The organism is Allosaccharopolyspora coralli, assembly GCF_009664835.1.
In the GTDB taxonomy this organism is placed as follows: domain Bacteria; phylum Actinomycetota; class Actinomycetes; order Mycobacteriales; family Pseudonocardiaceae; genus Allosaccharopolyspora; species Allosaccharopolyspora coralli.
This window is the reverse complement of the sequence record NZ_CP045929.1, coordinates 202,786-229,784: the sequence shown is the minus strand read 5'-3', so window position 1 is coordinate 229,784 and position 26,999 is coordinate 202,786. Positions and strand designations below refer to the sequence as shown.

The following is a 26,999-nucleotide window of genomic DNA, read 5'->3' as shown; positions in this document are numbered from 1 at the left end:
CATGACGCTGGACATCGCACGGCTGCTCGGCATTCCCACGTGGAGAGCGTTCGACGTCGACGACGAAGGGCGGGTGCTCGCCGGCTCGGACGAGTCGGGATCCGTCCAGCTTGTGGAGATCGACACCGACGGCGCGACGACACCCCTGACCGCACTCCCCGGGGCGGTGCGGGGCCGCTACCTGCCGGGCGAGCGCACGGTGGTCGTCGAGCACGACACCGACGGTGACGAACGTGCCCAGCTCTCCCTTCTGCGTCTCGACCGACTGACGGAACCAGCCACTGTGGACGCATTGGTCCCGTTCGTGCGGGACGGCGCCTACGTGCACTCGTTGCTGGACGTTCTGCCAGGGCGAGTGCTCTATGCGACGAACCGGCGCAACGGTGTCGACTTCGACGTCATGGTTCGCGGCACCACCACCGACGAGGAACAGGTCGTCTACGACCGGGGCGGGATGGTGCTGGATGTCGCCGCCTCTCCGGACAGCCGGTACCTCGCGATCACGCTGCCCGGCACGCCGCCGCTATCGGAACAGCTCGTCCTCGTCAACACGATGCCCGCGACCGAGGACGAACGCGTCGTGTCGCTCACCGACCCGTCGGAGCCGTGCAGGCACACTCACGTGCGATGGCTGCCGGACGATTCCGGCCTGCTGGTCACCACGAACACCGGCCGGAACTTCACCGGCGTCGCGCGCCTCGACCCGCTGAGCGGCAAGCGCGAGTACCTGGTCACCTCGGACGAGCACGACGTGGCCGGATGGCCGTCCCCGGACGGCCGGACGGTACTCGTTCAGACCAATGTGGACGGAACAACGGGCTTGTCGCTGCATCACACCGACGACGGCTCGCTCGTGCACGACATTCAACTTCCCGGCCACGGCTGGTGTTCGTCCCCGATGCCCGCTCCGGTATGGTCTCCCGACTCGACCCGCGTGGCGCTGTCCTTCACCTCGCCGCTCGTTCCTGGCGATGTCCTCCTGGTGACAGCACGTTACGGATTGGTCGAGCAACTCACGGATTCGGCCGCACCGCTGCGCGGCGAGTCGTTGTCCGAGCCCGCACATCACGCGGTGCCGACACCGGACGGTGAGACCATCCCGTGCCTGCTGTATCCGTCCACATCGGACTCCAGCGGATCGGCGGTCGTGGTGATCCACGGTGGACCCGAGAGCCAGTCGGTGTGTGCGTTCAACCCGACCCTGCACGGTCTGGCGGCGCAAGGTCACGCGGTGGTGGTCCCGAACGTGCGCGGCTCGACCGGCTACGGGAAACGCTGGTACAGCGCCGACGACGGCCGCAGGCGCCCCGACGCGGTCGCGGACCTGGCGGCGATTCACGACTGGCTGCCGTCGCAGGGAATCGAACCGACACGGGCCGCGCTGTACGGCGGTTCCTATGGCGGCTACATGGTGCTCGCCGGGCTGACGCAGCAACCACAGCGGTGGGCGGCGGGCATCGACATCGTCGGCATGTCGTCGTTGGTCACGTTCCTGCGGAACACCGCCGGCTACCGGCAGGCACACCGCGAACGCGAGTACGGGTCGCTGGCGGACGACGCCGAGTTCCTGCACGACGCCTCACCGTTGACGCACGTCGACCGCATCGCCGCGCCGTTGTTCGTCGTGCACGGCGCCAACGATCCGCGCGTGCCGCTCTCCGAGGCCGAACAGCTCGTGGATGCGGTGCGCGGCAAGGGTATCGAGTGCGAACTGATCGTCTACCCCGACGAGGGCCACGGTCTCGCCCGGCGCACGAACCGCCTCGACGCGTACCCGCGAATCTTCGATTTCCTCGCTCGACACCTGGCCCGCTGACGGGTCAGGTGTCGAGGGTCCGGGCCCCGAGTTCGCTGGCGAACAGTTCGACCGCTTCGTCGTGGCTGTCACGGGCGGGACCCGGGGGCGCACCCGCATCGGTGGAATCCACGATCATCGACTCTTCGTCCTCGTCCGCAGGCACGGGAGCAGGCGCGACGGCTCGCTGGGGTGGCTCGTCCGGCGGAGGCTCCTCGTCCGGCGGTTCCGGAGGCGGCGGGATGTCGTCGTCCGCGGTGCTTTCGCGCTGCGGCTTCTCGGACCGGGTCGCCGGGCCTGATGCGGGCTGCGACGCATCACCCGTCCCACCGCTGTTGCCGGTGGGCGGGCCACTGTCGTTCCCGTTGCCCGACGGAGCGGACCCCGACTTGCCGTCCGAACGGGACCACTCCGTCGAGGGGCGGCGTGGCTTCTCCGCCTGCGGTGCGGCGGCCTGGCTCTGCTTCGGAGCGGACTGGGGCTTCGAGGCGGGCTGCTGCTTCGGGGTGGGCTGGGGCTGCGCGCCTTCCTCCACGCACCGCACTTCCCATTCGCCGTCGCCGAGCAGACTGCGGAGTGCGTCCCGCACGAACTCGATCCGGTGTTGCTGCGCGAACTGCCGAGCGAGCCCGGAGGTCGGCATCGACAGCACGAGCGTGTTGTCGCGGAGTTCCTGGACCTTCGCATTGAGCAACAACGCCTGCGTCGGGCGGTTCCGTTCGGCGACGGCCTGCAGCAGTTGTGTCCACACGCGACGGATGTCGGCGGCCTCGTAGCCGGTTCGCGCCGGCTCCGGCGCCGCCGCCTCCGGAACGGACGGCTCCTGCGCAGGCGCGGGAGCGGCGGGAGCGTCCGCAGGCGGAGTCGGCTCTTCCCGCCGGGGCTCTTCTCTCCGCGGTTCTTCCCGTCGCGGTTCTTCCCGTCGTGGCACGGAGTTGTCGCCCGCCGGTTCCGGCGACTGTTGCGGACTTTGCTCGGGCTCGGCCACCTTCTCCCGCTCGGTCGGGCGGGTGAACACGCGCTTGCCCGACGCCGCCGCTGCTTCGGGTTCGGGTTCGGCACCGCTGGCGGGCGAGGCGATCGTCATGCGTCGCTCCACGCGCTCCAAGCGTTGGAGCACCGCCCCTTCGCCGTCCGAGGCCGTCGGCAGCAGCATCCGCGCGCACAACAGTTCCAACAGCAGGCGCGGCGCCGTGGCACCGCGCATCTCGGCGAGGCCGGTGTGCACGATCTCGGCGAACCGGGTCAGGGTGGCCGCGCCGAGCTGGTCGGCCTGGGTCTGCATCGTGGTCAACTCGTCGCCCGCCGCGTCGACGAGACCTCGTTGCGGGGCGTCCGGAACGGTGTGCAGCAGCACCAGGTCACGCAGCCGGTCCAGCAGGTCGGCGCCGAACCGGCGCGGATCGTGGCCGGCCTCGACCAGCCGGTCGACCGTCCCGTACACGGCCGCACCGTCGTCCGCGGCGAGCGCGTTGACCATGTCGTCGATCAGCGCCACATCGGTCACCCCGAGCAGTGCGACCGCACGCTCGTAGGTGATGCCCTCCGACCCGGCACCGGCCAGCAACTGGTCGAGGACGCTGAGGGTGTCCCGCGCCGAGCCGCCGCCTGCCCGGATCACCAGCGGGAACACGGCCGGTTGCACCGTGACGCCGACGTCGGCGCAGATCCGTTCCAGCAGCTCCCGCATCACACCGGGCGGCATCAGGCGGAAGGGGTAGTGGTGCGTCCGCGAACGGATGGTGGTGAGCACCTTGTCCGGCTCGGTCGTGGCGAACACGAAGATGAGGTGCTCTGGTGGTTCCTCGACGATCTTCAGCAGGGCGTTGAAACCCTGCGGGGTCACCATGTGGGCCTCGTCGATGACGAAGATGCGATACCGCGACTGGGCGGGCGCGAAGAACGCGCGGTCCCGGAGTTCCCTGGTGTCGTCCACACCACCGTGGCTCGCCGCGTCGAGCTCGACGACATCGACGCTGCCGGGGCCCTCGGGCGCCAGCGCCACGCAGGAGTCGCACGTGCCGCACGGGTCGGCGGTCGGGCCTTCGGCACAGTTCAACGATCGAGCGAGGATCCGCGCGCTGGACGTCTTGCCACAGCCTCGAGGCCCGGAGAACAGATACGCGTGGTTGATCCGTCCGGAGGCCAGCGCGGTGCGCAGCGGCTCGGTGACATGATCCTGCCCCACGACCTCGGCGAAGGTCGCGGGCCGGTACTTGCGGTAAAGGGCGAGCGCCACGCCCCGACCCTACGCGGTGCCCCCGACACCCCGTCACAGCCTCGCGGCCGCCCCCGAGCCGACGGGGCGAACGTGCCGTTCGCCTCGTCACACGGGGCGAACGTGCCGTTCGCCCCAGCCGGTCTCAGACACAAGGGGACCCCGCGCACCCGCCAGAGCCCGCTTACCCTTGCTGCCTTCCGGCCCTGGGGGAGTTCACAGGATGGACGCCGCGCGGGGTCCACAGACAGTGTACCCATCCCCGCGCCCCCACCCGAGGCGGGCACCAGTCACGACGTCCGCGCCGGACACAGCCCTGCCGACGACCTGCGTCACCAGAACGGGCCCGGCCGTCGGTCGCGGCGACACGTCCGGTACGCTTTTCCGCGGAGGATTGGCCGAGCGGCCTAAGGCGCACGATTGGAAATCGTGTTGGGTTCATAGCCCTCACGGGTTCGAATCCCGTATCCTCCGCCGCTGAACAGCAAAAACGCCGGGCACCCCACCACACGGGCGCCCGGCGTTTCTGCTTCCGTCTCAGTTTCCGTCTCAGTCGCTTTCCGCGGAGGTCACGAGCACTCCGTCGGGCCATCGTTGTCACGTTCGACCAGCGAGCCGCCAAGGACGTCGTGCGTCCGGAACGGAGTGGGCGAGCCGGTCGGAGCTTCGGTACGACGAGAGTCTCTCCTTCGCGCACGGCGACAAGGGTCTCCGCCCGGGAACGGCTTCCGTATGCGAGCGCGCGACACCACAAAGTTCCGCTATGGCAACGCTCGACCGGTGTACCAAGCGGGCGGTTGGTTCATGCTCCGGGGCGTTCGTCGAGTAGTTCGCGGAGGTGCTCGGCGGTGGCGCGGAGGTCGCGTTCCCAGCGGTCTGTGCCTGGATCGCGGTTGCCGGCTTCGGCGCGGTCCAGCTGCTCGATCATCCATCCTCGGGCGAGCACGCTGGGTTCGATGCCGCGCGCCTCGGCCAGTCGACGCAGTTGAGCGATGCGCTCTGTGGGCAGCCGCAGGCCGTAGACCGCTTGCCCACCACTGGGGCGGCGCCGCTGGTAAGCCAGTTCGGCATCGCGGGTCGATTCGGCGTGCTCGGCCTCGGCGGCGAGCTTGTCGGCCACGTCAGGATTCGGGTTCGTCATGATCGTTTACCTCCTCCTCGTCGCTGCCGGTATAGGCGCTGCGCTGACGGTGACTCGCCGACCAGGCGGTGGCCACATGCCACAGCCCGGTCGGTGGGTGATCGTCGGAAATCAGCACCAGCTCCGCGGTGGGCGCGTAGCCAATAGCCCGGATCGCCTCGCCGGTCGCCGAGTTCGGATCCCGGGCGACCAAACCCGCCGGGTCGCCCGCTGCTTCGATCGCTGCCACCGGGTCGACATCGACCGCGCCGCGATAACGCCGCGACCGCTGCAGATGAACCGGATCGGGCACGTCGATGTCGGTAATGGGCAACTCGGCGACCGGTATCCCATCGTAGTACTCATCCGCGTTCACCAGCTCCGAGTGTATAACGCCGTTTAACACGCGTTTATGTGAAGCTCCACAGCAGATCAGAACGGGAGCGACTGACGTGTCGGTTGGTGTAGCGGGCTGAGCCGTGGTTGGTGTCGGTCGACGTCACTCGTCGAGCGGGGGTGCCCACGATCATTGTGTGACGAACAACCTGGACACCCTCGCGACCGCACTGTAGGGCAAGGCCGATGATCTGTTGACGGACAAGGTCGCAACTACACGTCGGCCGACTTGGACTAACCGGGTCCCCTCAAGGACAGGCCAGCCCCCGATGCTCGCGGGTTTCGTCAACGTTGAGGAGAGTCGTTGCCGATGCGGCGAAACAGGAAGATTCCGTACTGCCAAGTATCGTCGGTCCACTGTTCCTGCGGCGTGAACCCATGTCCGGCGAGTTCGGCGCGAAGGCCGTGGGCGGTGAACTTCGACGAGTATCCGACGTTGAGCGACTCGCCACGACGCAGCCGCAGGGTGTGGGACAGGGCCGGCAACGACACCGTTTGCGTCCGGGTGCTGTACAGGTGTCCCTCCACTGTGGAGGTGGACGAGTCGTAATGTGCGACAGGGCGGAAACTGTCGAGCGCGAAGTCCGCGGCGAAACGCCGGTTGAGGTGGCGGAGGTAGTTCAGCCGGAACTCCGCGAAAGCCGAGCGGGGCGGAGGGTCGTTGTAGCAGGTCTCGAACTCCGCGGCCGACTTTTCCAGGTCGGCCGAGACCAAGAACTGGTCTCCTGGCTGGAGGGTGGCTCCGATTTCGGCGAGCAGCGCCGCCCGTTCGAGGGGTGTGGCGTTGCCGAGATTGCTTCCGAGGAACGCCACCAGAAGTGGTCCGGTGCGGTTGCCGCGGAGCCAGTCGAGCGCGGCCTCGTAACGGCCCCACAAGCCCTGCACCGTCAGGCCCGGGACAGCAGTGCGCAGCATCGCGCCACTCGTCTGCAACATCTCGCGGCTGACGTCCACCGGCAGATAGGTAGTACCCCCACGCCCCACGCACGCGTCCAACAGCAGTCGGGTCTTCTTGGCGCTGCCACTGCCCAGCTCCACGACGTCGCGACCTCCCACGGCGTCGGCCATGGCGGTGGCGTGACGCCGTAACAGGTCGCGCTCGACCCGGGTGAGGTAGTAGGTGGGCAGTTCGGTAATGCGTTCGAAGAGTTCTGACCCGCGTTCGTCGTACCCGAACCAGGAGGGGACACGCGGCGTCGGCTCGCGCAGACAGTCCAGGACAGCCTGGTGATCGTCCCAGAACTCGGCGTCCTCCACGGCAACGATGGGCGGATCCTCGCTCGTAGCGTCCACGCGATCACGACCCGACGGTGGTCAGCGGTTCTCGAAGGCTGGTGGCGTCGCGCTGCCAGTGATCCAGGAGTAGCGCCGAGAACCGCTCGTTGAGGAACAGGGCGGTTCGGATGCCGAAGACGACGTCGGCCGCCAGCCACGGTTCAGCGGCCATCAAGGGGTCGAGCATCCCGCGGCGGACGATCTGCTCGTGGACTGCGTCGGCTTCGACGTGCTCGGCGTAGAAGTCGATGGCCGACGGCGGGCAGTCCAAGCGGCGCATCCCTCTCACGAGACGGTCGGACCCGGGCGAGGACGTCAACTCCGTCACGGCGAACTGCCCGATCGAAGCGGCACGGAGGGACCGGTGGAGTCCGCACAGCGACATGAAGTTGACCTCGGCCAGTGTCTCACCGGGGACAAGGTCGAGGTAGGCGCCGTAGCGTGCGGAGAGTCCGAGCTCGGTCATCATCGTGGCGAACAGCCCGGCATGCATGCGATCGGGGTCACCGGCGCCGTACTCGTCGTGTTCCACGGTGACCAGTGCCGCCTTGGCCGGGCCCGACAAGCGAGGGATCACCCACGCTTGCGGGTCGGCTTCCTTGAGGTGATAGATCGACCGGTGCGCCACGAATTCCCGCAGCTGCCACAGGGCGCCGTTCCGGCGAAGATGATGTGTGACGCCGACCCCGTCGACGGGCTCGACGAGCAGGGTGTCGATCTCTGCGGTCACATCGTCGCCGGCGACGACATCGGCCCGCAAAGCGGCGAGGAAAACTCGCTCCAGTTCGTGACGCAGCGCCAGCAGCCCGGGGTGCCATTCCCGTTCGTCGTCGACACCGGCGAATCCTCGGTAGTGGAGTTCGTAGCAGCAGTACAGGGCGAGCTGGAGATCGTCCCCGTACGGATCGGCAGCGTCGACGGCCGGATCACCCGGCGTCTCGTTCCGCAGAGTGGCGAGCACAGCCTCCGACAGCGGACCGCGAGACGACGGCAGGGTGCCGATCTCGGGGTGCAGCGGTGTCGTCGGACTCAGCATCGGCCTTCACTTCCGCTGCGTACTCGCTTGCGGTGGCTTGTGTCGCAGAAGGGGTAGCGACGACTGCGCCGACACAGACACAGCGCGGTGACCGGTCGTTGCGAATACGTTCGGGTGCCGTCCGGCAGCACGAATTCCACAGGGCCGTACACCAACGCCGGACCCTCGTCCGTCAACAGGATCCGTGTTCGCTCACTCGGCACGTCGGGCCTCCACCACCACGAGTTCCTCCACAGACTGTCCTGGTTCGACCAGCCCCCGGGCCGCGAGCATCGTGGCGCGGGCTCGCATGACCGGTCCGAACGGAATCGCATCCCGCTCGACGATCGTGCCCGCCAATCCGGCCTGGCCCATCCGCTCTACGGTGCGTTCGGGGCCACAGACCGCCGAGTGCACCACCAGGATCACACCGTCCTCGGTGAGTCGCGCGGCAGCACCCGCGCAGATCCGGTCCAGGATCGCTCTGCCGTCCGGACCACCGTCCCAGCGGCGACTGTTCCGATGCCACGGCACGTTTGTCGACAGCGACGGCACGTAGGGAGGATTCGCAACGATCAGATCGAACTTCTCGTCCCCAAGGGGACCGAACAAGTCCCCGCATGCCACCGGTGTCACGGCTCCGTGCAGCCGGGTGTTCAGCCACGTCGCCACGACGGAGCGGCGCGAGACGTCGACGGCGGTAACCGACGAAGCGCCCGCGCGCCAGGCCTCGAGAGCCAGCGCACCGGTCCCGGATCCCACATCGAGCACCCGCCGGCCGACCGCATGACCGCGCCGCAACACGCGGCACAACAGCGCGGTGTCTGTCTGTGCCCGATACACGCCAGGAGGTCGCACCAGTAACACCGTCTGCTACTACCCGGAAGACGTCGCTCGATAAACGTCGGCACACGCACGATAGATCGCCGCGTAGTATTCAGCCTGCTCTTGGTGCCTGCGTTCGGACGCAGCTTCTCGGGTCGCACGGCCCCGGCCGTGTAGCCGCGTTCGTGCAGCCGGTACTCGCACGCCCTCTCTACAAGTAGCCGGGTTGCTCGCCGAACACGTCCTGCGCGGCGGCCGCGTGCTCGCCGGATCGCACTCCTGCGGCTGCCGACACGGCACGGGGGACATCGCAACCACGCGTGTCTGGCCGCCCATTCGGGTCGAGCGAGACAGCGTTCTCACGCTGGCCGACGCCCGAGACGCGACCAGCAACAGTACGGGCCGCGGCTGCACTGAACGGGTGAGCGAGGTGCCCGGGTGTGTAGCTAGTGGCTGGGGCGGGCATGCCTACGAGTGTCGCGGCGCGAGTGGACTCCGTCCGTCTCGTCCCTACCTCGGTGCCCTCGCGTCGCGATCTCACGTGCACGAGGCGCGGTCGAGTTAGCGGGTGGTGTCGTCGGAAGCAGGGCGTGTGGCGAGGAATTCGTGGGGGCGGATGGTGCCGGTGGCGAGTCCGCGAGCGAGTTCGGAGAGGTGCTGGCCGTGCTGGCGAGCGTGGTCGCGCAGCGTCCGGTAAGCGTCCTCAGGAGCCATGTTTCCGGCTTCGGCCAACACGCCTTTGGCTTGTTCGATGACCACACGATGGTGCAGCACGGCTTGCAGTTGCCCGGCGAGCAGGTCTCCGCGGCGGGACGCGCGTTGTTGCAGCAGGCCGATGGTGGCCATGTCGGCCAGGGCTTGTCCCAGCTGGATGCTGGCGTGTTCGAGTCCGTCGGGTTCGGTGCCCAGCAGGGTCAGGCTGCCGATGATCTGGTGCCGCGAGCGCAGCGGCACCGCGGCGGCTGCCTGGTAGCCGGCCTGGAGGGCTAGGCGTGTGAAGGACGGCCAACGCTGCTCGGTGTGCAGGTCGGGGCTGGTGATGGCGGTACCGCTCTGCACGCAGTCCAGGCAGGGGCCGTCGCGGGTTTGTGCGGTGAACAGGGAGATGAGCTCGGCGCTTTCGTGCGAGGCGGCGGTGGGCCGCCACCCGCCACGCTGGTCGGAGAGGATGACAGCAGCCGCAGCGACGTTGAGGTGCTGATGGGCCTTTTCCGCAAGCAGCCCGAGAAAGTCCAGACTAGGCGCTGCGTTGGGTTCCTCGTGAGTACCAGGTTGTACGCGGCGAGAACCCCTGCCTTGCCAGGCACGAACTCCGAACGCCCGAAGCCCTCACCTTGCCGAGGCTGATCACGTATACCGTGCCTTACGGGCAGAAAGGCTTCCCCCATGCACTCTCCGTGAAAGCTGTTCCGAACGGTCCACGGAGGTCACCGCGCTCGCAAGCGAGGGCGTTCGAACACGCTCGCATCGTGTTCGGAATGGCGTGTCTCCGGCGGCGTCCTGGGAACCACGGCCCGCCGGTGTACCGCTGTGAAACCGGTGTTGTCCGGCGTCCGGATGGGTACCCCAGGGGCGCGGTTCAGTAGCTAGCCGCCCACTCACTGGGAGAGAAGGAGGCTGGCTGATGCGCAACATGATCGCAATTCTGACCCGACCCACACGGGCGATTATCCGGGTGGGGTCAACGATGGTGCAGGCGCGAGTGGCGTATCTGCATGGTCACCGGGTGGATCCTCGTGAGCACGCCAAGTCGGAGTGACCACACCCCGAGGGGGCCCCGCATACCCGAGGGACTCCCGGCGGTTCGAGAACGAGAACGAAGCCCGGCGTACACAGTGGAATGAGAATGAACTCGTGCGGAACTCATAGTTTTCACGGGTTCGAACCTTCAACAGCAGTTCAGAGCCCCGGAGCGCGCGAGCGCCCGGGGCTCTGTGCACGGTGTGCCGACGAATCTCAGAGGGCGTTTTTGGAACTTGGGTGAGTGGTCCGGTACCGCCGCCCCAGTTCGCGCCTCGCGGCGTTGGGGTCCTCTTGAGTACCAGGCGTACGCGGCGAGAACCCCTGCCTTGCGAGGCACGAACTGACACGCCGGAGCCCCTTACCCTGCCGAGGCTGGACACGTATGACCGTGCCCTACGGGCACACAAGCCAGTTCCAAAAAGCACTCTCAGATTTGGTAGTGCGCGCCGCAGGCCTGGCAGAGTAGGCGGTCGCTGAGTCCTCCGGCGAATTCGTGCGGCGTGTCCTCGCTGAACGTTCGGTGGCCGCAGACCCGGCAGACGAAGTCCGGTTCGCCCGCGTCTTCTTGGTTGGATAAGCGTGAAGGTGCATGGAAGGCCATGTGTCACTCCCCAGTGCGCTAGCCCCGGCGACACATCGCCGTGATCGTCAGTCAGGCAGCTTCGGCTCAACCACCACGTCACGTCCAACGCTACGAACCCGGGCACTATTCCGCTCGCGGCACCGGCTCCGGACTGCGGTCGCCGTGTCCACTGCGGACACAACCGGTCGGGTTGAATCGGAAGTTCACCACCGCACGGCGAGTCCGGTGGGCGCCGGATCCGGGACTCGGCCGTTCGGCGGCGAACGACCAGGCGGACGGACAACGGCTACTGCGCTGATCAGCCGATCGAATCCCGCGAGCCTTGTGCTGAACCCTCCGCGCAGCTGACACTTGTTCATCATTCACCACTCGGTCTGGCCTTGAGAGGGAAATTCACCATGAGGACATCGCTCGCTCGCACCACAGCTCGCCGCATCACCCTCGTCGCCATGGCCGCCGGACTCTTTCTGACAGGCGCCACAGCGACGGCCGGCGCCGCGGAACCCGCTCCAGCGCATCAACGCCCCGCGGTCGCCTCGACCTCGGAGAGCGCCGTCGTACCGAACGACTTACCGGACAACACGTGGTGGGGCGTCACCAACGGAGAGACCACGACCTCGTACAACGCCTACATCCCCGGCTACGAGTTCGGCTGCAACGGGGACCAGCGGCACAAGGGCCTGGACGTGGGCGCGGCAACCGGCAGCCCGATCTACGCTTGGGGCGAGGGAGAAGTCGTGGGCCGCGGTTACGACGACGGCGGCTATCACCGCTGGATCCAGGTGTATTTCCCCGACATCGACATGAGCATGACCCTGGGCCACTTGCTGGACGGGTCCGAGATGCAGGTCGGTGACACGTTCTCCCAGGGCGAGAAGTGGGCGGAGGTCGGCACCGTGGCGGACGGCCTGAACCACGCTCATGTCCATTACCGCGCCGCCGAGGGCAACTGGGGAGCCTCCGCGATCGGCCCGTGCGACGACATGGACCCGTTCGTCGTCTGGGACGCGCTCGGCCTGCCTGCCTGACGGCAACCGAATAACGAAAGCCGGTCACCGCTGTGGGGTGACCGGCTTTCGTGGTGGCGGTAGCGGTGGGATTCGAACCCACGGAGGCTCTCACCTCACGCGCTTTCGAGGCGCGCTCCTTAGGCCGCTCGGACACGCTACCGTGGATTAGCGTAACGGATCGCCCAGCGACCCCGGACAGCGGGGGAGAGTGGCCCGTGAACTGCGCCGACACACGAGCGAGCCCGCCCCACGGAACACGGAGCGGGCTCGCGAACGTCGAGACGATCAGGACTGGCCGCCACCCGACCGGTTGCCGCCGAAGCGCTCCTTCGCCGACTCAGCGGCTCCGGTGGCCTTGTCCTTCATGTCCTGGCCGACCTCCTTGGCCTTGCCTTCGAACTGGTCCCGCTTGCCCGCGTTCTCGGTGCTCTCGTCACCACTCGCCTTGCCGGCGGCTTCTTTCGCCTTGCCGGTGAGCTGCTGTGCCTGCTGCTTGGCCTTGTCGAACACACCCATGAGCGACCTCCTGGTGTCTTGGCGTCCATCCCGCAGGTACCCACCACGTGCGCCATTCCACGCACAAGTGACGTACATCACTCACGATGGCCGGAGAAGAACGTGTCCAGCAGCGCGGCACAGTCGTCGGCCAGCACCCCACCCACGACCTCGGGCCGGTGGTTCAACCGCCGGTCCCGGACGACGTCCCACAGCGAGCCGGCTGCGCCCGTGCGCGGCTCCCACACGCCGAACACGACACGTGCGACCCGGGACAACACCAGCGCACCCGCGCACATGGTGCAGGGTTCGACTGTGACGGCGAGCGTGCAGCCCTCCAGGCGCCAGCCGTCCCCGAACCGAGCAGCCGCCGCTCGCAGCGCGAGGATCTCGGCGTGCGCCGTCGGGTCGCCCCGCCCCTCCCGCTCGTTGTGGGCGGTGGCCAGCATCGAGCCGTCCGGTGCGACGACGACCGCACCGACGGGAACGTCTGAAGTGGACAGTGCGGCGGGCGCGACCTCGAGCGCGGCCCGCACCAGCTCCTGGTCCGAACCGGCCGGACTGGTCACTGGTCCAGCTTCTCCATCAGCCCGGCGAACTGCTCACCGAACCCGCAGCGCTGGGCGATCATCTCGAGCTGCTCGTCCGGGTAGAGGTCGACCTCCTCGATGATCACCAGCAGCTCCCCCTCGGGCAGTCCGAGATCGGAGAGGATCGCGAGGTTGCCCTCCGGCCACAATTCGTCGTCGTCCTCGTCCGGGGTCTCCACCCGCAGCAGGTCGAGGACGTCGGCGGCGATGTCGTAGTCGAGGGCGGCAGCGGCGTCGGAGACCAGTAGATCCGCGTCACCCGGCGTCGGCCGGACCAGCACGAAGAACTCGTCGTCCACATTGCACATGCCGAAAACGGCGCCGGTGGATCGCAACCCGCGCAGCTCCGTGATCGCCGCGTCCACACTCGTCATCACCGAGCTGTCCATCGCGCTGCATCGCCATTTGCCGTCCTCACGCACCACGGCAACGGCGAAGCCCGGCACCGGCTCCTGCACCGTCATGCACACACCGTAAGGCGTCCGGGTGCCACCCGAAAGCACCATCGGGGCCACGTCACCTTCCGGGAGCCGATTCACCCGATCCGACAAGGCCGATGTGGTGGCCGCGCGGCTTGAAGGCTGATCGGGCACAGGGCGCCGAGAGGTTCCCGCCGCCGAGCACGCCAGCCCCCGGCGGGTTCTCCTTTCGTGACGGCGAGGACAGCGTCGACGTGGTGGAGATCGCTCCATGATGTCGACGACCCCGCAGCCGGCCGCGAGAGAGGAGGTTCCGCTGCCACGCGCCCCTCGTTGTGCGGCAGGATGTGTTCATGCGTGCTGTCTGTGTCATCGGGTTGGGGTTGATCGGCGGTTCCGTGCTGCGCGCCGCGAGCGCTGCGGGCCGGGACGTGTGGGGCGCGACCGCCTCCGACGAGGACGCGGAGGCCGCTCGGGCGGCCGGCTACCGTGTCGAGAGCACCGAGGACGCGCTGGACCGTGCCGCCGCGGAGGACGCGCTGGTCGTGGTCGCCACTCCGGTGACCGCCGTGCGCGACGTGCTCCGCCTGGTTGCCTGGCACGCCCCCGAGGCGTGGTTGACCGACGTCGTGAGCGTGAAGGACCCGGTCGCGGCCGAGGTCCGCGGTCTGTTGCCCGAGGTCCGATACGCGGGCGGACACCCCATGGCCGGCGCGACCGAGTCCGGCTGGGAGGCGAGCTCGGCAGAGCTGTTCACCGGCGCCCCGTGGGCCGTGACGCTCGACGAGGAAACCGGCCTCGCCGCGTGGCGCGAGGCGGCGGCTCTCGCCCTGGACTGCGGCGCACACGTGGTACCGGCTTCGAGCGGTGCGCACGACGACGCGGTCGCGCGGATCTCGCATCTGCCGCACGTCCTCGCCGCCGTGCTCGCCGCTGCCGCCGGGACGGGCGGCCCGCTGGCGTTGTCGCTGGCCGCCGGCTCGTTCCGCGACGGCACCCGCGTCTCGGCGAGCGACCCGGAGCTGGTGCGTTCGATGACGGAAGCGAACCGTGGCGCGCTCATCGACGCCGTCGACGACGCACTCGGCAGACTGGGTGCGGCGCGGGGTTCCTTGTCCTCCACCGGCGGCCTCAAGTCCACTGTGGATGCGGGTCACGTGGCGCGGATCGAGTGGGAGGAGCTGCGGTCGGCTCCCCGCGAACCGCTCAGCGTGCGGTGGTCCGCCCCGGACGCGGCCGAGCGACTTCGGGAGATCGGCGAACGCGGGGGTCGTGTGGTGTCCCTGAGCGAGGACTCCGCGGAGGCCGACGTCCCGATCGTGTGAGCCCGCCGGTCGCGCGCACGCCGAGGGGCCGCCCCGTCGGCCGGGGCGACCCCTCATGATCCGCTCCGACCACCGCCTGCGAGGGAGCGCGGTGCGCCCTCCGGTCGCGGCTCGGGTGAAGCGGTGAGCGCGAGTTACTGCTGCTGGTCTCGGTCCTGCTGGCCCTCTTGGCCCTCCTCGCCCTGCGAGCCGCCGCCGAACATGTCCTTGCCCTTCTCCATGGCCTGGTCGATCTTGTCCTCGTGGCCGAACTTCTCCTTGGCCTTCTCACCGATCTTGTCCATGCCCTGGCTGATCTTGTCGCCGTGTTCCTTGCCCATGTTCTGGGCTTTGTCCTTGAAGTCGCCGAATCCCATGTTCGTCCCTTCCGCGGAGCACCCGCGCGCCAGGTGATCCAGCGCACAGTACGGGCGATACAGCTCCGACCGTAGACCTCGTACCCCGCGGAACGCTCGCCGGAACTCACCCGTTGGGGCCACACGACCTGCGCATCTCGATGGTCGTCGGCCTTCCCGCCCCTTGCACAGTCCCGAGAAGTTCTGTATGACTAGATTCGACAGTTGGTCATGTGGTCGACACGTCATCCAGTCAACGCGTCGGACACTGCTCGACGAGCGTCACGTCAGGCAGGTGCAGTGGTGGACCGCAACGAACGAGCAGATCGCATCCTCGACGCTGCCGGCGACCTGCTGACCCGGATGGGCTACCGCAAGGTCACCATCGACGACATCGCCCGCCGAGCCGGTATCGGCAAAGGCACCGTCTACCTGCACTGGCGCACGAAGCGGCAGTTGTTCGACGCGCTGTTGATCCGGGAAAGCATCCGCAGTAGCACCGCGATCGTCGAACTGCTTCGGGACGATCCCGCACAGGCGAGGCCGCACCGGTTCCTGCGCGACCTCTTCACCGCCGTGCGGGAGCAGCCACTCCTGGAAGCGATCTTCACCGGTGATCCCGAGCTGCTCGGCACGCTCGCCGACGCGAGTCAGCACAAGCGCGCGCTCGTCCACGCCGACGAGCTCTACCCACTGTTGCGCCGACACCGTCTGGTACGCGCGGAGATACCGAACCTCCAGCTCGCGATCGAGGCGACGATCACCGGCTTCCTGCTCGCCCCGAACGTCAACACGACCCTGGCGGAGCTGCCGCTCACGACGCGGCAGGACGCGCTCGCCGACACGATTCGGCATGCCTTCGAGCCCGACACACCACCGACGCCGGACCAGCTCCGGGTCGCAGCCGCCGAGCTTGTCGCCCTGTTCGAGACCTCGCTCGCCGCGTACCGCGACGAGGTCTACCCGCCCGGCTCCGCGGGTTGACCGCTCGCGGCGGATCCATCGACCACAGGGAGTTCATCGGCGCGGGCACTCCGAAGCGCGACGCGAGGAGCCCGAAGGGGACCTTGGTCGTGCTCCCGGAGCGGTTCCCGAGCCTGCGGACCGTCCCCCCGAGGAGCCGCCGGTGTTCTCGCCGATCCCGAACAGGGGGTTCACTCACTGCCACTGCTCACCGGACGAGATCACTCGACAAGACGGTGAATTCGACCCGAAAGTTCCAGACTCCACAGTAGAATTCCGTTCACCTTCGGTCGGGCGAGGCGACGTCGATGGAGAACAGCCAGGAATCCTGGACCTTTTTCTAGTTCTCTCTCGGTTCGCGGTGATCACGGACGAGTGAGAGACAGAGTTCCCACGAAAGTGACGCCATACCACAATGAATTCGACGGCGTTCCACTTCGGACACCATGGAATGAAAGCTCCGACGACGCCTAGCCGCGACATTCGCCGGGGCGCTAGACAGGAAGTCGCCAGCCCCTTGCTCCCGGCACGCTTCCGAAGCACGTTCGGGGCGGGATCTGGGGGAGCTCACCGACAGAAAGGTCGCTCATGCGTTCGCTGTCCCGCGCGCTGGTCGTCAGCGCACTCACCCTGCCGCTCGCTTTCGCCGGTATGGGCGTCGCTTCGGCAGGTGGTTCAGGCGGCCACGAATGCAACCACTGGAGTTGCAACTGGACCGACATCGACTGGAACTACACGTCGGACGACGACATCGGAATCATCAACGCCGGCATCATCGGCTGAGTTCCGAACACGCTCGCAGTGGAGCCCTCCCCTGGTGGGGCTCCACTGCGCTGTCCCCGCACCCCGGGGACAGCGCGCAAGGTTCGCGGATACGCTGCGCCCCATGGACCAAGTCGCACAAGACGTGGCCGAGCGGCTACGCGGGTGGGGAGCGACCGGCGAGATCGTCGAGTTCGAGGACACCGTCCCGACGGCGGCCGTGGCAGCTCAGCGGCTCGGCTGCGAGGTCGGGGCGATCGCGAACAGTCTCGTGTTCCGAGTCGGTGACGAACCGTTGCTCATCATCACCAGCGGCGCGCACCGTGCGGACACGCAGCGAGTGGCCGCACGACTGGAGATCGGACCGATCAAGCGGGCGGACCCCGAGTTCGTTCTCGCATGTACGGGACAGCCCGTGGGCGGAGTCGCGCCGGTCGGCCACCCGCAACCGATCCGCACGGTCGTGGACAGCGCGCTCACCGGTTACCCCACGGTGTGGGCGGGCGGCGGAACGAAGCACACCATGTTCCCCACCTCCCACGACGAGCTCGTCCGACTGACCGGCGGGCTCTCCACCGAAGTCGCGCAGGAAGCGTCCGGCTGACGCGACCGATCGACGTTCCCTGTGGCAGCGACGCGGTGACGTTGTCCCACGCGTCGGTCTCCGCCCCCGGACCGGCCGCGAGGTGAGGTTCTGCAAACGCACATCACCCGTGGGCCTCTTACTGTGCCGCCTCGGCGGAGACGTACGCTCCCCAACCGTTGCGGTAGAAGTCGCGAATGTGGTCTTCCATGCGTTGCTGCGCGGTGGCGCCGTCGCGTGCCTCCAAGGCCTCGCAGATCGAGTGATGATCGTTCCTGAGCCCGTCGGCGATCGGCGCCCACGCGTCGCCGAGTTCGCGGAAGGCGTCCAGCAGCGGGCGGCGCATGGACTCGCGGATCGCGGTCGTCATGTCGGCGACGAGGCGGTTGCCGCCTGCTTCGGCGATCGCGACGTGGAACTCCGTGTCCAGCTCGTTGAATCGTTCGCGGTCACAGTCCGGGTCGTCCATGGCCGCGAGTAGTTCGCGCATCTCCTTGAGATCGGCCTCCGTCGCCCGGTCCGCGGCGTGGCGGGCGCTTTCGCGCTCGAGCATCACCCGCGCGTCGACGACGTGCTGGATCGGGAAGTTCGCGAGGGCCACGTGCAGGCGCAGCAGCCGGTTCAGCGCCTCGCTGGGCAGCGCAGCGACCGTCGTTCCCGAGTCGGGACCGGTCCCGACCGACATCCGCAGAACACCCTGAGCCTCGAGCGCGCGAAGGGCTTCGCGGACCGCGGCTCGGCTCACCCCCAGCATCTGCGCGAGATCGCGTTCGGGAGGAAGGCGGTCACCGACTTGCAGCTGCCCGCTGACGATCTGCTCCTCGATGCGGTCGATGACCAACTCGTAGGTTCGCGAGCGCGTCACCGGGCGCCACGAGCTGCCGCCTTCCGGAGCGTGGCCGGCGTCGAATCCCGCCATCTCTGTCCCCAAACCTTTACAGCCCGTTGCGTCGTGTCTAGGGTACTGCCTCACCTTGGTCCGACCATATAAAGGTCGACCCAGCTGCTACGGAGACGAGGTGCCGCACCCGTGTACACACCGGAGTTAGCCCCGCTCGGCGGAAGCCTGGCGCTGTCAGCGGTGCTCGCCGCTCTCCCCCTCGCCACTGTGTTCGTGCTGCTCGGAGTGTTCCGCGTCAAGGCACACTGGGCCGCCCTGTCCGGCCTGGCGACCGCCCTGGCCGTGGCGGTGGCCGCCTACGGCATGCCGGTGCACATGGCGCTGTCGTCGGCGAGCCAAGGTGCCGCGTTCGGCCTGCTGCCGATCATGTGGATCGTGCTCACCGCGATCTGGCTGCACCAGCTGACCGTGACCAGCGGGCACTTCGAGGACCTGCGGACGTGCTTCGGCATGATCTCTCCGGACCCCCGGATTCAGGCCGTGGTCATCGCGTTCTGCTTCGGCGGCCTGCTCGAAGCGCTCGCCGGTTTCGGCGCGCCGGTGGCGATCACCGGCATGATGCTGGTCGCTGTCGGTTTCCCGCCACTGCGCGCCGCGGTCACGGTCCTGCTCGCCAACACCGCGCCCGTCGCGTTCGGCGCGCTGGGTACCCCGATCATCACCGCCGGTGAGCTGACCGGAATCCCGTACGAGCACATCGGCGCCGTGGTCGGCAGGCAGACGCCGCTTCTGGCGTTCCTCGTCCCGTTCCTGCTCGTGCTCGTCGTCGACGGACGGCGCGGTGCGCGCGAGGCGTGGCCCGCGGCTCTGGTGACCGGTGCCGGTTTCGCCATCGCCCAGTTCGCCTCGGCGAACTTCGTGTCGGTGCAGCTCACCGACATCGTCTCGTCGCTGGCCGGCGCGCTCGCGCTGGTGGTCTTCCTCCGCTTCTGGCAGCCACGCGGCGGCGAGGCCGCGCGTCAGCGCCTCGTGTCCGACGCGACGCCCGAGACACCGCAAGACGCCGGAGCATCGCACGACACCGGCGAACCGCAGGCCACCGGAGCGTCGCAGGACACCGGCGGCGTTGCCACGATGACGCCCGGCCGGGAACGGCTCGGCGCAGCGCGGATCACTCGAGCACTGTTCCCGTATCTCCTGGTCGTCGTCGTGTTCTCGGTGGTCAAACTGTGGGAGCCGCTCGGCGACGCCCTGGAAAGCACGGACGTGGAGATCCCGTGGCCGGGCCTGTACGGAGCATTGACGGAGGCCTCGGGTGAGCCCTCCGACACCACGGAGTTCAGCCTGGCCTGGTTGTCCACACCGGGAAGCCTGCTGCTGCTCTGCGGGTTCGGCGTCGCCGCCGGGTATCGCATGCCGCTGCGTACGGCATTGTCCGATCTGGCAAGCACAGCCCGATCGCTGCGGTTGCCCGCCCTCGCCGTCGTCGGCGTGCTCGCCCTGGCGTACGTGATGAACCAGTCCGGGCAGACGACGACCATCGGCACCGCGATCGCGGGCGCAGGCGCGGCGTTCGCCTTCCTGTCCCCGGTCCTCGGATGGATCGGTGTAGCGGTGACCGGCTCGGACACCAGCGCGAACGCGCTGTTCGCCGGGCTGCAGCAAGTCGCCGCCGAGAAGGTCGGCCTCGATCCGGCCCTGTTGGTCGCCGCCAACACCTCCGGCGGCGTGATGGGAAAGATGATCAGCCCGCAGAACCTGACCATCGCGGCCACCGCGGTCGGCCTCGTCAACCAGGAAGCACGACTACTGCGCACGACACTGAAATGGAGCATCGGCCTGCTGCTGACTCTCTGCGTCCTCGTCTTCCTCCAGTCCACCGTCCTGGCCTGGATGCTGCCGTAGCCCCGAATCCGCCTGACAACGAAAGGACCTCTCGTGAGTACGCGACAGATCCCCCGCTGGTCCGAGCTCAAACCCCTCTTGCGGCCCAAACCGGTGGAACTCGACCGCACCCGCCGCCGGCTCTCCAACGCACACACGATCGCCGACCTGCGAGAGGCTGCCCGGCGCCGCACACCGAAGGCACCGTTCGACTACACGGACGGAGCCGCCGAGGACGAAACCAGCCTGCGTCGTGCGCGGCAGGCCTTTCGGCAGCTCGAGTTCAATCCCTCGGTGCTGCGTGACGTCTCCACTGTGGACCTCTCCGTGCAACTGCTGGGCGAACCGTCCGCGTTGCCGTTTGCGTTCGCCCCGACCGGATTCACGCGGATGATGCAACACGAGGGCGAACGAGCCGTGTCCCGCGTCGCCGAGCGGACCGGCATTCCGTACACGCTGTCCACAATGGGCACCACTTCCATCGAGGACGTGGCCGCTGCGGCGCCGGACGCACGGAAGTGGTTCCAGCTCTACATCTGGAAGGACCGCCAGGCCAGCAAGGATCTCGTGGTCCGCGCGCTGGACAGCGGCTACGACACACTGATGCTCACTGTCGACACGCCGGTCGCAGGCGCACGGCACCGAGACGCACGCAACGGGCTGACGATCCCGCCCGCGCTCTCCGCCCGCACTTTCTTCGACGGCGCGATGCATCCGGCGTGGACGTTCAACCTGCTGACCACCGAGCCGCTCTCGTTCGCCTCGCTGTCCTCGTGGAACGGCACCGTGGCCGAGCTCATCAACAAGATGTTCGACCCCACGGTGACGTTCGCCGACCTGGAATGGCTGCGGGAGATCTGGCCGCACAAGCTGATCGTGAAGGGCCTGCAGAACACCACCGACGCGCGTGACGCGGTCGCCGCGGGCGCGGACGCCGTGGTGCTGTCCAATCACGGCGGCAGGCAGCTCGACCGCGCGCCCACCCCACTGCAGCTGCTCCCGAAGGTCGTCGACGAACTCCAGGGCCGGGGCGAAGTCCTGCTCGACACCGGAATCCTCAGCGGCGCCGACATCATCGCCGCGCTCGCGCACGGCGCGAACGGATGCCTCGTCGGGCGAGCCTTCCTCTACGGACTGATGGCGGGCGGCGAGCGGGGAGTCGACCGCACCGTCGAGATCCTCAGCTCGGAGATCACCCGCACGATGCAGCTGCTCGGCGTCAGCCGCACGGCCGACCTCCGGCCGGAGCACGTCACACTGCCCAGCTGAGCGCGACTCGCACGGCGGCTCGCGTTCGACCGAGCGCGAGAGCGCGAGCCGCCGGGTCACTTGGAGCCACAGCCTGTCAGGACGTTGGCCGTACGAACATCTTGGCGTGGTCGTGCGCGAAATCTGAGATTGTGCGTGGAGACCGGCCAACGAGGTTCATGACGGACTCCGTCACGGTATCGCCCCAACCGGTGACATAGGCCTGGGCGTATTCCTCAAGCATGTCGACAATCCACTGTGGAACTCCGTAGCCGAGCAGTGTCTTACGTTTGACCTCGTCGCTGACCGGCAGGTAAGCGATCGTTCTGCCGAGTGCGCGGCTCAGCTCGTCGGCAACCTCATCGAAGGTCAGCGAACGCGGGCCGGTGAGGGTATAGGTCTGGCCGTGGTGTCGGTCCGCGTTGTCCGTGAGAACGCGGGCGGCGCAGGCGGCGATGTCACGTGCATCAATCATGCCCAGCCGCGCGGAAGCCATGTTCAGTGAGAACGTGTCGGCGGCAGCGATGTCTCCGGCCTCGTTGAGCAGGTTCTGCATGAACCAGTGCGGCCGCAGGATCGTCCACTGCAATCCGCTGTGTTCGGTTTCCCGGTCCGAGAGCGCGTGCAAGCGTCCGCTGCGGTTCGGGGCGTCGTGCGCCGCACCGATGGCTGACAGACGCACCACGCGTTCGACACCGGCTCGACGGGCAGCCCACAGCGCGTTCATGTTGTTTTCCGGCGCGCGTGGGCCATTCGGAGTCAGCAGCCACAAGTCGTCTACTCCCGCGAAGGCAGCCGGGAGCGTGTGCGGATCCTCCAAGTCACCGAGGACGGCCTCGACGTCCTGTTCCCGAAACTCGTCGGCGCGACTCTGGTCGCGTACCAGCGCGCGCACATGCACGTCTGTTCCTTCGAGTTCGCGCCGCAAAGCGGTGGACACAGTTCCGGTGGCTCCGGTGAGCAGCACGGTGCGAGTCACGGTCATTCTCCTTGTGTGTTGGGGGTGGAACCTGCACGAACAGCGGACGAACGCAGACTGCGCGGGGGCAGTTGCGCCGCGGTGATGGCGGTGAGCGCAAGCGCGAAACCGAGTCCCTGCCAGGGGGTCAAAGCCTCGCCGAGCAGCAGCCAGCCCAGGATCGTGGCAACCGCCGGGGACAGGAGGGGAAGAAAAGAAACGGCGACGACCGGCAGCGTGGCGATGCCGTTGAACCAGATCGGATACGACAACAGGGCCCCGACCACGCACAGCCACGCGTAACCGGCAACAGCAGGAAGGCCAACGGTGGGCGGAACTCCTTCGAAAGCGAGCGCGAAGGGGACCAGAACAAGACTGCCGGTCGCGAGCTGCCAGCCGGCCATGGCCTTCGCGTCAACGCCGTCAGGGCGCCCCCACCGCCGGGTCAGAACCACGCACGTGGCCATCGAGCATGCGGCGGCGATGCCCGCCACGATGCCGAACAGATCGAACGAGACCTCACCGCGCAACACGATCAACCCGACACCGACGACGCCAACCAGCCCCCAGCCCAGCCGCCATCGTGTGGGCCTCTCACCCAGCAGCAGGAAGGCCAAGCCCACGACCAGCAACGGCTGCACGGACGTCAAAGTCGCCGCGACACCACCCGGCAACCGATAGGCAGCCACGAACAGCAGAGCGTTGAACGCGCCGATGTTGAGCGTGCCGAGAACGAGCGCGCGCCACAGCCAGCTCCCGTGCGGCAGTTTCCGAGTGATCACCAGCAGCACAAGCGCTGCGGGCAGACATCGGATCACCGTCGACAACAGCGGGTAGCCGGGCGGTAGTAGTTCGGTCGTGACCAGGTACGTCGTTCCCCAACTGGCGGGCGCGAGCGCGGTCAGCGCTGTCACCCCGACGACCTTGCAAAGTACGGCATCGCTGTCGTGTGTGGTCTCCTGGTCGCGTTCCTCACCCCGGAGGGGAGTCTATGGAGTCTCCTGCCGCTCGCGATCATCGCTGCCATGTCGAACTCCAACGGATCACTCTACGTTGCACTCACCAGCGAGTTCGGAGTATCACCACGCCCTTCTCCAGCGAGGGCAGGGCGGTTCGCAGTTGAATCTGCGCCCCGATCGACATGAAGAAGAGGCCGATGAGAACGGGTGCGCCTTCTTTGAACAGTGCCGTCGTGAAGCTGCCGATCATCAAGGCTTCGGGGGCGACGGTGTTGACGATGGCGCCCAGGAACCAACAAGACCGACAAAGGCGCGATCTCGATTCTCTCCATCAACGACGGCCCGTTCCTTACCATGATCGCGATGGGAGCAGCGGGCCTGGCCGACTTTCCGTTGATGGCACTACTCGCTGCGATCCTCCCTATGCTCCTGGGATTCATCCTTGGCAACGGCAGCGAGCGTGCCCGCGATTTCCTCGCTCCCGGCGAACGTTTGATCATCCCCTTCGCGGCGTTCGCCCTCGGAGCCGGAATCGACTTCACCGTCCTTGCCGGTTCCGGCGCGATCGGAATCGCTCTCGGTCTGGCCACAGTCATCTTCTCCGGCGGCGCCGCAGTTCTCAGCCTTTACGCGTGGCACCGGGCGCGCCGCCACCCAGCTCCGACGCGGAACGTGATCAGCGGTGTGTGCGAAGCAAGCACCGCTGGAAACGCGATCGCGACTCCTCTCGCGGTTGCGACGATCGACCCGACCTTGATGCCGGTCCAAGGGGTCGCCACCGCACAAGTCGCGGCCGCCGTGGTCACTACGGCGTTCACCGCACCGTTCCTGGTCGCGTACATCAGCCGCTGGCAACAACGTCGAGGGATTACGCCCAAGAACGAAGAGGCGTTCTACGAGACCGGCCAAGTGCCGACAGCGCCAATCACCCAACCCGAGACGTAGGGGACAGAACAGGTCCCCCGGCTCGGAGCTGATCAGTGGGGTCAGGGTGTGCGGGTCAAGGTCGGCGCGCTCCCCGTCGCCGGCGGTCGATCATTTGTGAGATCGCCGACGTGCTGGGGAGGTCGCAATCGTCGAAGACGCTAAACACCCAGATGGTCCGGGCCCGGTCTCCCGCGCGAGCGCGGAGGCGCTGAACTCGGTGACGAACAGGTGAGTGCAAAGTTGGCACCCGTACCGGAGCGTGTCCCTGAACTTGACCTCGGGCACGAGAAAACCCCCAGCGTACTGGGGGCTTCTGTCTCGACCAGACGCGCGCCCGTAGGGATTCGAACCCCAAACCTTCTGATCCGTAGTCAGATGCTCTATCCGTTGAGCTACGGGCGCTTGTTCTCTTGTTCGAGTCGCTCGTCCTGGAACGAGTTCCTCGGCGGAGGCTCCGGGATTTGAACCCGGGAGGGGCGTAAACCCCAACCGCATTAGCAGTGCGGCGCCATAGACCAGACTAGGCGAAGCCTCCCGGCGTCCTCGCGGCCACCGGAGAAAAGCCTACACACCTCGCCGGTCGGACCGCACAGGGGGGGTCGGGGAGGCTGCCTCGGCGCCTCCCCGACGCCACCTCAACGCGGTGAATCCTGGCTGAACCGCACGAACGGCGCGAGGGCCTCCGGGTTGCGGAGGGCGTCCTTGCTGACGGCCTTCTCGGGGGCGGTGCCTGCGAGGATCTTCTTCACCGGCACCTCCAGCTTCTTGCCGTTGAGCGTCTGCGGCACCTCGTCGACGACGACGAAGCGGTTCGGTACGTGCCTCGGCGACAGTTGGGCGCGCAGCTCGGTCCTCAGCTTCGGTTGTACGTCCGCCAGTTCCGCACCCTCCGCGAGCACCAGGAAGCACAACAGCTCGCCGTCCGTCTCCCCCGCACCGGAGGTGTCGATCACCAGCGAGTCGGCCACCTCGTCGAAGCCCTCGACCACGCGGTAGAACTCGGCGGTGCCCATCCGGATCCCGCCCCGGTTCAGGGTCGAGTCGCTGCGGCCGTAGATCACGAGCGTGCCGCGCGGGGTGATGCGCACCCAGTCTCCGTGCCTCCACACGCCGGGGAAGGTGTCGAAGTACGACTCGTGCAGTCGCGAACCGTCGGGGTCGTTCCAGAAGAACACCGGCATCGTCGGCATCGGCTTGGTGAGGACCAGCTCGCCGACCTCGTCGTGCACCTCACGACCCTGCTCGTCGAAAGCGGCGACGGCCGCGCCGAGCATCGGGCACGAGATCTCTCCGAGATACACCGGCAGGTCCGGGGACGCACCCACGAACGCGGTACACAGGTCGGTGCCGCCGGACACACTCGCGATCTGCACGTCCTGGCCGACCTCGTCGGCGATCCAGCGGAACCCGTCACTGCTCAACGGCGCCCCCGTCGAGCCGAGCGTGCGCAACGCGGACAGGTCGTTGTCCCGCGCCGGGTGCACGTCGCGCTTCATGCACGTCTGGATGAAGGGCGCCGAGGTGCCGAAGTAGTTGACCCGGTAGCGGTCCGTGAGCTGCCACAGCGTCGACAGGTCCGGATGCCCCGGGCTGCCGTCGAAAAGCACGATCGTGGTCCCGGTGAGCAACCCACCGATCAGGAAATTCCACATCATCCAGCCGGTGGTGGTGAACCAGAAGAACCGGTCCCCCGGCCCGAGATCGCAGTGCAGCCCCACCGCCTTGAGCTGCTCGAGCACCATGCCGCCGTGCCCGTGCACGATGCCCTTCGGCAAGCCGGTCGTGCCCGAGGAGTACAGCACCCACAGCGGGTGCTCGAACGGCACCGGGTCGAAGGCGAGCTCGGCGTCGCGGTGCCGGTCGAGCATCTCCGACCAGTTCACGGCACCGTCGAGCTGCCCACCGGTGCCGATGTAGTCGACCAGCACCGTGGCGGCCAGGCTCGGCAGATGCGAGCGGAGTTCGTCGACGGTGGAGCGCACGTCGAAGCTGCGCCCCCCGTACATGTAGCCGTTCACGGCGACCAGCACCGTCGGTTCGATCTGCACGAACCGGTCCTCGATGGCACGCACCCCGAAGTCCGGCGAGCACGACGACCAGGTGGCACCGAGGCTCGCGGCGGCGAGGAACGCGACGATGGTCTCCGGGCTGTTCGGCGCCAGCGCCACCACCCGGTCGCCCTTTCCGACACCGAGCTCGCGGAGCCCGGCGCGGGCGGCGGCCACGCGAGAGCGGAGCTCACCGTAGGTGACCTCCTCACGGACGCCGTCCTCACGCGCGAAGATCACGGCGAGGTCGTTCTCGCCCTTGCCGTCGCCCGCGCGCAGCGCGTGCTCGGCGTAGTTGAGCGTCGCGCCGGGGAACCACCGTGCTCCCGGCATGACCTCCTCGGGCAGCACGTGCTCGGCCCGCTCGTGGAACGCCACGTCGAAGTACTCGGCGATCGCACCCCAGAACGACTCCAGGTCGGAGATCGACCATCGCCACTGCGCCCAGTAGTCGGGCAGGTCGAGTCCGCGCTCCGTGTTCAGCCACCTGCGGAAGGTCGCCATCCTGCTGGCCTCCGCACGCTGCGGGGTCGGTTCCCACAGCAGCTCGGGCGTCGTCTCGGGGGTGCTTGATGTCATGGGACTTTTCCTAACCCATTCGGTCCCGATTCGGCCACCTGCGAAGGGCTGTTCGCAGGAGGTTGTGTGTGAGTCGCCTGCTCACCGGGGACCTGGCACGGTT

At 67.8% G+C, this 26,999-nt stretch carries 26 protein-coding genes, 4 tRNA genes, 1 other RNA gene and 1 pseudogene; 11 read left to right on the top strand and 21 right to left on the bottom strand.

What is annotated here, in order from left to right; all coding sequences use genetic code 11:
• Position 1: 1 nt before the first annotated feature.
• Complete coding sequence (locus tag GIY23_RS01090; protein WP_154074950.1) at positions 2–1,816, top strand: S9 family peptidase; 1,815 nt, start codon at positions 2–4, stop codon at positions 1,814–1,816.
• A 4-nt stretch (positions 1,817–1,820) separates the two neighbouring features.
• On the opposite strand, the gene GIY23_RS01085 is transcribed toward GIY23_RS01090, so the two are convergent.
• Entirely contained in the window at positions 1,821–4,034 is a 2,214-nt protein-coding gene (locus GIY23_RS01085; protein ID WP_154074949.1) for a DNA polymerase III subunit gamma and tau, read from the bottom strand.
• A 130-nt stretch (positions 4,035–4,164) separates the two neighbouring features.
• Positions 4,165–4,259, bottom strand: an RNA gene (gene ffs, locus GIY23_RS01080) — signal recognition particle sRNA small type.
• 142 nt (positions 4,260–4,401) lie between these two features.
• Here ffs and GIY23_RS01075 point away from each other — a divergent pair.
• A tRNA-Ser gene (locus GIY23_RS01075) sits at positions 4,402–4,487 on the top strand.
• 328 nt (positions 4,488–4,815) lie between these two features.
• Here GIY23_RS01075 and GIY23_RS01070 read toward each other — a convergent pair.
• From GIY23_RS01070 to GIY23_RS01040, 7 genes are all read right to left on the bottom strand, one after another.
• Positions 4,816–5,154, bottom strand: a complete 339-nt coding sequence (locus tag GIY23_RS01070; RefSeq protein WP_154074948.1) for a hypothetical protein — start codon at positions 5,152–5,154, stop codon at positions 4,816–4,818.
• Positions 5,135–5,509 (bottom strand): hypothetical protein, encoded by a 375-nt coding sequence (locus GIY23_RS01065; protein ID WP_154074947.1) that lies wholly within the window; start codon positions 5,507–5,509, stop codon positions 5,135–5,137. The genes GIY23_RS01070 and GIY23_RS01065 overlap by 20 nt, the downstream gene beginning before the upstream one ends.
• Positions 5,510–5,814: 305 nt before the next feature.
• Positions 5,815–6,822 carry an L-histidine N(alpha)-methyltransferase gene (locus tag GIY23_RS01060; RefSeq protein ID WP_228717478.1) on the bottom strand — a complete coding sequence of 336 codons (1,008 nt, stop codon included), beginning with the start codon at positions 6,820–6,822 and terminating at the stop codon, positions 5,815–5,817.
• 4 nt (positions 6,823–6,826) lie between these two features.
• Positions 6,827–7,840 (bottom strand): iron-containing redox enzyme family protein, encoded by a 1,014-nt coding sequence (locus GIY23_RS01055; protein WP_154074946.1) that lies wholly within the window; start codon positions 7,838–7,840, stop codon positions 6,827–6,829.
• The gene (locus tag GIY23_RS01050) at positions 7,834–8,043 is read right to left on the bottom strand and encodes a CDGSH iron-sulfur domain-containing protein (RefSeq protein ID WP_154074945.1); all 210 of its coding nucleotides are present in this window, start codon (positions 8,041–8,043) and stop codon (positions 7,834–7,836) included. The genes GIY23_RS01055 and GIY23_RS01050 overlap by 7 nt, the downstream gene beginning before the upstream one ends.
• Positions 8,033–8,677: a methyltransferase gene (locus GIY23_RS01045; RefSeq protein ID WP_154074944.1), complete on the bottom strand. Its 645-nt coding sequence runs from the start codon at positions 8,675–8,677 to the stop codon at positions 8,033–8,035. Before GIY23_RS01045 ends, GIY23_RS01050 begins: the two co-directional genes overlap by 11 nt.
• 528 nt (positions 8,678–9,205) lie before the next feature.
• Positions 9,206–9,865 (bottom strand): GAF and ANTAR domain-containing protein, encoded by a 660-nt coding sequence (locus GIY23_RS01040; protein ID WP_228717759.1) that lies wholly within the window; start codon positions 9,863–9,865, stop codon positions 9,206–9,208.
• Positions 9,866–11,368: 1,503 nt separating this feature from the next.
• Here GIY23_RS01040 and GIY23_RS01035 point away from each other — a divergent pair.
• A complete protein-coding gene (locus tag GIY23_RS01035) occupies positions 11,369–11,998 on the top strand; it encodes a M23 family metallopeptidase (protein ID WP_154074942.1) in 630 nt (209 codons plus the stop codon).
• Positions 11,999–12,052: 54 nt separating this feature from the next.
• Here the strand turns inward: GIY23_RS01035 and GIY23_RS01030 are convergent.
• The 4 genes from GIY23_RS01030 to GIY23_RS01015 form a co-directional block, all read right to left on the bottom strand.
• Positions 12,053–12,140: transfer RNA gene (locus GIY23_RS01030), tRNA-Ser, on the bottom strand.
• Positions 12,141–12,265: 125 nt separating this feature from the next.
• Positions 12,266–12,496, bottom strand: a complete 231-nt coding sequence (locus GIY23_RS01025) for a CsbD family protein (RefSeq protein ID WP_154074941.1) — start codon at positions 12,494–12,496, stop codon at positions 12,266–12,268.
• Between the two features lie 77 nt (positions 12,497–12,573).
• Positions 12,574–13,044 carry a nucleoside deaminase gene (locus GIY23_RS01020; RefSeq protein WP_154074940.1) on the bottom strand — a complete coding sequence of 157 codons (471 nt, stop codon included), beginning with the start codon at positions 13,042–13,044 and terminating at the stop codon, positions 12,574–12,576.
• On the bottom strand, positions 13,041–13,529 hold the full coding sequence (locus GIY23_RS01015) for a tRNA adenosine deaminase-associated protein (RefSeq protein ID WP_154074939.1): 489 nt from the start codon (positions 13,527–13,529) through the stop codon (positions 13,041–13,043). The genes GIY23_RS01020 and GIY23_RS01015 overlap by 4 nt, the downstream gene beginning before the upstream one ends.
• Before the next feature lie 308 nt (positions 13,530–13,837).
• Between GIY23_RS01015 and GIY23_RS01010 the strand changes: the two genes are divergently transcribed.
• Entirely contained in the window at positions 13,838–14,809 is a 972-nt protein-coding gene (locus GIY23_RS01010) for a prephenate dehydrogenase (RefSeq protein ID WP_154074938.1), read from the top strand.
• A 134-nt stretch (positions 14,810–14,943) separates the two neighbouring features.
• Here the strand turns inward: GIY23_RS01010 and GIY23_RS01005 are convergent, their stop codons facing one another.
• Positions 14,944–15,165, bottom strand: coding sequence for an antitoxin (locus GIY23_RS01005; RefSeq protein ID WP_154074937.1), 222 nt, complete (start codon positions 15,163–15,165; stop codon positions 14,944–14,946).
• A 282-nt stretch (positions 15,166–15,447) separates the two neighbouring features.
• On the opposite strand from GIY23_RS01005, the gene GIY23_RS01000 reads away from it, so the two are divergent.
• The 3 genes from GIY23_RS01000 (at position 15,448) to GIY23_RS00990 (ending at position 17,473) form a co-directional block, all read left to right on the top strand.
• A complete protein-coding gene (locus tag GIY23_RS01000) occupies positions 15,448–16,128 on the top strand; it encodes a TetR/AcrR family transcriptional regulator (RefSeq protein WP_187351980.1) in 681 nt (226 codons plus the stop codon).
• A gap of 567 nt (positions 16,129–16,695) precedes the next feature.
• Positions 16,696–16,890 carry a hypothetical protein gene (locus GIY23_RS00995; protein WP_154074935.1) on the top strand — a complete coding sequence of 65 codons (195 nt, stop codon included), beginning with the start codon at positions 16,696–16,698 and terminating at the stop codon, positions 16,888–16,890.
• Between the two features lie 103 nt (positions 16,891–16,993).
• A complete protein-coding gene (locus GIY23_RS00990) occupies positions 16,994–17,473 on the top strand; it encodes a YbaK/EbsC family protein (RefSeq protein ID WP_154074934.1) in 480 nt (159 codons plus the stop codon).
• A gap of 118 nt (positions 17,474–17,591) precedes the next feature.
• Here the strand turns inward: GIY23_RS00990 and GIY23_RS00985 are convergent, their stop codons facing one another.
• On the bottom strand, positions 17,592–18,371 hold the full coding sequence (locus tag GIY23_RS00985; RefSeq protein WP_154074933.1) for a FadR/GntR family transcriptional regulator: 780 nt from the start codon (positions 18,369–18,371) through the stop codon (positions 17,592–17,594).
• Between the two features lie 111 nt (positions 18,372–18,482).
• Here GIY23_RS00985 and GIY23_RS00980 point away from each other — a divergent pair, with 111 nt between their 5' ends.
• Entirely contained in the window at positions 18,483–20,198 is a 1,716-nt protein-coding gene (locus tag GIY23_RS00980; protein WP_154074932.1) for an L-lactate permease, read from the top strand.
• Positions 20,199–20,231: 33 nt separating this feature from the next.
• Positions 20,232–21,446 (top strand): alpha-hydroxy acid oxidase, encoded by a 1,215-nt coding sequence (locus GIY23_RS00975; protein ID WP_154074931.1) that lies wholly within the window; start codon positions 20,232–20,234, stop codon positions 21,444–21,446.
• A 76-nt stretch (positions 21,447–21,522) separates the two neighbouring features.
• Here the strand turns inward: GIY23_RS00975 and GIY23_RS00970 are convergent, their stop codons facing one another.
• Positions 21,523–22,392, bottom strand: coding sequence for an SDR family oxidoreductase (locus GIY23_RS00970; RefSeq protein WP_222850208.1), 870 nt, complete (start codon positions 22,390–22,392; stop codon positions 21,523–21,525).
• Between the two features lie 14 nt (positions 22,393–22,406).
• Positions 22,407–23,297 carry an EamA family transporter gene (locus GIY23_RS00965; protein WP_154074929.1) on the bottom strand — a complete coding sequence of 297 codons (891 nt, stop codon included), beginning with the start codon at positions 23,295–23,297 and terminating at the stop codon, positions 22,407–22,409.
• A 33-nt stretch (positions 23,298–23,330) separates the two neighbouring features.
• Between GIY23_RS00965 and GIY23_RS23330 the strand changes: the two genes are divergently transcribed.
• Positions 23,331–23,528 (top strand): 2-keto-3-deoxygluconate permease, encoded by a 198-nt coding sequence (locus GIY23_RS23330; protein WP_222850207.1) that lies wholly within the window; start codon positions 23,331–23,333, stop codon positions 23,526–23,528.
• On the opposite strand, the gene GIY23_RS22860 is transcribed toward GIY23_RS23330, so the two are convergent.
• Positions 23,443–23,622 carry a 2-keto-3-deoxygluconate permease gene (locus GIY23_RS22860; RefSeq protein ID WP_228717758.1) on the bottom strand — a complete coding sequence of 60 codons (180 nt, stop codon included), beginning with the start codon at positions 23,620–23,622 and terminating at the stop codon, positions 23,443–23,445. The two genes, GIY23_RS23330 and GIY23_RS22860, sit on opposite strands and share 86 nt — an antisense overlap.
• A gap of 26 nt (positions 23,623–23,648) precedes the next feature.
• Between GIY23_RS22860 and GIY23_RS00950 the strand changes: the two are divergent.
• Positions 23,649–24,287: pseudogene (locus GIY23_RS00950) on the top strand (2-keto-3-deoxygluconate permease); the annotation flags it as partial.
• A 311-nt stretch (positions 24,288–24,598) separates the two neighbouring features.
• Here the strand turns inward: GIY23_RS00950 and GIY23_RS00945 are convergent.
• From GIY23_RS00945 to GIY23_RS00935, 3 genes are all read right to left on the bottom strand, one after another.
• Positions 24,599–24,671, bottom strand: a tRNA-Arg gene (locus GIY23_RS00945).
• 44 nt (positions 24,672–24,715) lie between these two features.
• Positions 24,716–24,804: transfer RNA gene (locus GIY23_RS00940), tRNA-Ser, on the bottom strand.
• 100 nt (positions 24,805–24,904) lie between these two features.
• Positions 24,905–26,896 carry an acetoacetate--CoA ligase gene (locus tag GIY23_RS00935; RefSeq protein ID WP_154074926.1) on the bottom strand — a complete coding sequence of 664 codons (1,992 nt, stop codon included), beginning with the start codon at positions 26,894–26,896 and terminating at the stop codon, positions 24,905–24,907.
• Positions 26,897–26,999 lie beyond the last annotated feature (103 nt).